Genomic DNA, 4691 nt, shown 5'->3' on the forward strand with positions numbered 1-4691 from the left:
CTTTCAAACCCACCACTGCGACAGTGCAGGATGCACCCATCTCTCCAGCGCGTTTGTCGTCTGTAATTTCCCCCCATCCTCCGAAACCTCTCCCTCACTGCTGCGACACGATGATGTCGTCACCCTCTTTCACGAGATGGGACACACAATCCACCATCTGTTGAGCAAGGTCAAAGAGCACGGGGTGAGCGGAGTCAACGGGGTCGAATGGGATGCGGTGGAGTTTCCGTCGCAATTTTTGGAAAACTTCGCCTATGAGCCGAAAGTGCTGAAACTGTTTGCTAAACATCATGAGAATGCTGAAATCCTCAGCGATGAAATGATCGAGAAACTGATCCGAGCCAAAAACTTCCAAAGCGGTATGTTTATGCTTCGACAGATTGAGTTTTCTCTTTTCGATTTCGAGCTCCATTCCAAACTCTATCAAGGCGATGAGATTCAAACTCTCCTCGATTCGATCCGAGAGCGTACGGCACTCATCAAACCCCCAGCTTATAATAAATTCCAAAACGGCTTCAGCCATATCTTTAGCGGCGGATACAGTGCGGGATATTACAGCTACAAATGGGCGGAGGTGCTCAGTGCCGATGCCTATTACGCCATCGTCGATGAGGGAGTTTTCGGAAGTGAACTTGCCCGTCGCTACAAAGAGATCGTCCTTGCAAAGGGGGGATCACAAAGTATGCAAGAGCTGTTTGTAGAGATGATGGGGCGCGAATGCGACTCTAAAAATCTCCTTCGTCTCAGCGGGATCGAATAAATGCAAATCGTATTATTTTTAACGGTATTAATCTCATTTCTAGGAGGGGTAGAGGTGAAAATAGCGAGCTACAATGTTGAAAATCTCTTTGATATGAACTATGACGGTAACGAGTATGAAGAGTATATCCCTAACGGTGATTGGGGATGGACACAGGAGATGTATCGATCAAAGTTACGCAATAGTGCACAAGTAATCCGTGAGGTTAATGCCGATATTATCGCCTTACAGGAGATTGAATCCGAAATTGCACTCAAAGCTCTCAAGGCCGAACTCAATCGTCAAGGGCTTTATTACCGTTATCATCTTTTCGCACGTAATAAAAATTCTACCGTCAATTGCGCGTTACTCAGCCGTTATCCGATCCTGAGCGGATTTCGACATCCAGTCTCATACAATGGACATTATCGTGATATTTTAGAAGGAAAAATTGAGATCAATGGTCAAATATTACGGGTATTTGTCAATCATTGGAAATCGAAAAGCGGTTCAGAGAGTCAACGTATCCTCAGTGCCAAACGCCTCGCAATCCGTTTAAGCGAGTTGCCGGATGATGAGCCTTATGTGCTTTTAGGAGATTTCAACTCCCATTACGAAGAGTACAAAACGTTTTTAAAAAGCCGTAAACACAACGATACCGAGGGGATAACCGGAATCAATCATATCCTCAAAACCATCGATGACGACGAAAATCCTATCACCTACACATCCCTCAAAAACAATGACGGACATCTCTATAATCTTTGGTATGAGGTCGAAGAAAAACAACGATGGAGCCATCAGTACAGAGGCAAAGGGGAGGCACTCGATAATATGGTTATCTCTCCCTCTCTCGCAGATGGAAAAGGACTAGAGTATGTCCGAGGGAGTTTTCAACGTTTTGAAGCCGATTTTCTCTTTTACAAAGGGAAACCCTACCGCTGGCAACAGACTAAACGATACCCTAAGACACATATAGGAGAAGGATACTCAGACCACTTACCGATCACAGCTGTATTTAGAATCCAGTAGATAAACACCACTGTATAGGTAGTATCCCATTTAATTTTAAATAACGGTTCGTATGACTAAACGGCTTCGACCCGAAAAATCCCCGATACGATGAGAGCGGTGAAGGATGGGGTGCTTTGAGAATTAAGTGTTTAGACTCATCGATTAAAGCCGCTTTTTTCCCCGCAGGTGCCCCGATAAAAACAATGTGTTCGCGCTGTTCACTCAATGTTCGAATCACTTGATCGGTAAATCTTTCCCATCCCCGCTCTTTATGGGAAAACGGTTCGCCTGAGCGGACAGTGAGGAGAGTGTTGAGGAGTAATACCCCCTCACGTGCCCAATGGCTCAAATCACCGCTTTTAGGATACTCACATCCGATGTCACTCACCAATTCTTTAAAAATATTTTGGAGAGACGGCGGGAGAGGAATACCCTGCTGTACCGAGAATGATAAACCGTGTGCTTGCCCTGCTCCGTGATAAGGGTCTTGACCCAAAATAACCACTTTGACATTCTCAAACGGGGTGGAATTAAACGCATTGAAGATATTACTCCCCTGCGGGAAAATCGTGTAGTTTTTTTTCTCTTCGACCAAAAAGGCTTTCAACTCCTCCATATACGGATGAGCAAATTCAGCTTTTAACGCCTCTTTCCAGCTCTCATGAATACTCGGATTAGTTGCCATTATTTGAGAATATCGTCATCGAAAATGACCATTTCGTAAATACTACGCTTGGTAACGAGCGATTTTTCGGGAGGGACACCGCTAGAGCTTCGCATACGTGCGATTTCTGAGCGCAACTCCATCATCTCCTGCTCCATCGCCTCCATCTTATCTTTGAGACGGATTACCACATCGACACCGGCGAGGTTAACCCCTACTTCACGTGTTAATCGGAGGATCATTTTGATCTTTTCAATGTCACGCTGAGAATAAAGACGGATACGTCCGTCCGATCGTGAGGGTGCGATCAAATTTTCCCGTTCATATTGACGAAGGGTCTGCGGATGAATATCCAAAATCTTGGCAACAATACTGATCATGTAAACCGGTTCGTCAAAATGGTGCATACCCTACTCCTGTGGAAGAGATTTTTTCATTTGTTCAACCAAATCCGCATCGATTTTATCGACAGGAGGGAGGACAATATTTGCTTTGAGATACAAATCGCCACGCACATTGCTTTGACGGTTCAGTACCCCCATCTCTTTGAGACGGAAACGTTGACCGTTTTTGGTGTTTTCAGGCACTTTTAGAGTCACCTCTTTTTCCAATGTCTGAATCGCTACTTTTCCGCCGAAAAGTGCCGCATAGAGAGGAACATTGAAGGTTTTGACCAAATTGTCCCCTTCACGCTCATACTCAGGATTCGCGGCAACATCGATCCGTAGATACAAATCACCCACTTGAGAGCCGTGTTTTTTCCCTTTTCCGCGAACACGGAGCTTTTCACCGCTTTTGATCCCAGCAGGGATTTTAATGTCGAAACTCTCTCCCGAGAGGCTGATCGAGTGTTTTCCACCGAGAACTGCTACGGCAAAGGGAACGGTAACATTGGCATCGATATCGAGGTTCATCCCACCGCCGAAGCCACCCCCTCCGAATCCTCCACCACCAAAGCCGCCGAAACCGCCTCCGCCAAATCCTCCGGCACCGCCGCCACCGAACATACTGCGTAAAATCTCATCCAAATCAACATTCCCGCCTTGACCGCGAGCAAAATCATGGAAGTTCTGACCGCCGAACATCGAGTCGCCATACTGATCGTATTTTGCACGCTTATCTTTGTCACTGAGGACTTCATACGCGGCATTAATCTCTTTAAATTTCTCTTCTGCCGCAGGATCTTTGTTCACATCGGGATGATACTGACGTGCAAGCTTGCGGTACGCTTTTTTGATCTCGGCTTCGCTTGCACCGGGAGCGATTTCGAGAGTAGTGTATAAACTTTTAGACATAGTTGTATCCTATTAAAATCATAGCTAGTTATTTGTTAAAAATTATAGCACTAAGTTTGAGTCAATGTCAATCAAGGTTAAAAAGAAAAGTTCGTAGACAAGGGTTTTATGGGGGATTTAAAGTTGCGCCATAGCGGCGCAATCATTCTTAGTGCAGAAAGTGTCGAACACCTGTGAAATAGAGTGCCATACCGTGCTCATCCGCCGCCGCGATGACTTCCTCATCACGTACCGAACCACCCGGTTGGATAACCGTTTTAACACCCGCACCCGCCGCCGCGTCGATAGAGTCACGGAACGGGAAGAACGCTTCAGAAGCAAGAGCTGAACCGCTCACATCCAGACCCATCTCTTCGGCTTTACGAAGAGCACAGCGCGCCGCATCGACACGAGAAGTCATCCCCATACCGACGGCTACCATTGCCGCGTCTTTGACATAGACGACACAGTTTGATTTGGTCAATGACGCTACTTTGTACGCAATCTCCGCATCTTTCATAGCAGCATCACTCGCAACGTGCTTCGTTACCAATTTAGCGTTTTTGATCTCTTCAACCGTTACACGGTCAGCGTCTTGGAATACAAACCCGCCGTCAATGTGTTTGAAATCGATTGCGTCGTTGCTGAGGGCGATACGATCACTGCCGTATTCGAAAAGTTTAAGACGTTTTTTCGGCTCGAACACCGCGCGCGCTTCATCGTCGATACGTCCTGCGATAATTACTTCGAGGAACATTTCGTTCATTTTCTCTGCAAGCTCTTTTGTCACGACACCGTTCACCGCGACAACACCGCCGAACGCGGAGATCGGATCGCATTTGAGCGCTTCGGTATACGCATCGAGGAGGTTTTCACGGATTGCAAAGCCGCACGGGTTACCGTGTTTGACGATACAGATCGCATTTTCATCCCCGAACGCCGCCGCGATTTTCACCGCACCGCTGATGTCGGTGAGGTTGTTAAAGCTCGCTTCCCCTTT

At 46.6% G+C, this 4691-nt stretch carries 5 protein-coding genes and 1 pseudogene; 2 read left to right on the plus strand and 4 right to left on the minus strand.

The features are described 5' to 3' along the window. Positions 1–760: M3 family metallopeptidase (locus WA010_RS09530; RefSeq protein ID WP_422556892.1), on the plus strand; the 760-nt coding region annotated here is incomplete at its 5' end. Further along, positions 761–1771 (plus strand): endonuclease/exonuclease/phosphatase family protein, encoded by a 1011-nt coding sequence (locus WA010_RS09535; protein ID WP_422556893.1) that lies wholly within the window; start codon positions 761–763, stop codon positions 1769–1771. Here the strand turns inward: WA010_RS09535 and ung are convergent. The 4 genes and pseudogenes from ung to WA010_RS09555 form a co-directional block, all read right to left on the minus strand. Further along, the gene (gene ung, locus WA010_RS09540) at positions 1758–2438 is read right to left on the minus strand and encodes a uracil-DNA glycosylase (protein WP_422556894.1); all 681 of its coding nucleotides are present in this window, start codon (positions 2436–2438) and stop codon (positions 1758–1760) included. The two genes, WA010_RS09535 and ung, sit on opposite strands and share 14 nt — an antisense overlap. Continuing rightward, positions 2438–2824 (minus strand): heat shock protein transcriptional repressor HspR, encoded by a 387-nt coding sequence (locus WA010_RS09545; RefSeq protein ID WP_422556895.1) that lies wholly within the window; start codon positions 2822–2824, stop codon positions 2438–2440. Before WA010_RS09545 ends, ung begins: the two co-directional genes overlap by 1 nt. Positions 2825–2827: 3 nt before the next feature. Beyond that, positions 2828–3712, minus strand: a complete 885-nt coding sequence (locus WA010_RS09550; RefSeq protein ID WP_422556896.1) for a DnaJ C-terminal domain-containing protein — start codon at positions 3710–3712, stop codon at positions 2828–2830. Positions 3713–3860: 148 nt separating this feature from the next. Next, positions 3861–4691: pseudogene (locus WA010_RS09555) on the minus strand (bifunctional phosphoribosylaminoimidazolecarboxamide formyltransferase/IMP cyclohydrolase PurH); the annotation flags it as partial.

The organism is Sulfuricurvum sp., assembly GCF_049305995.1.
In the GTDB taxonomy this organism is placed as follows: Bacteria; Campylobacterota; Campylobacteria; order Campylobacterales; family Sulfurimonadaceae; genus Sulfuricurvum.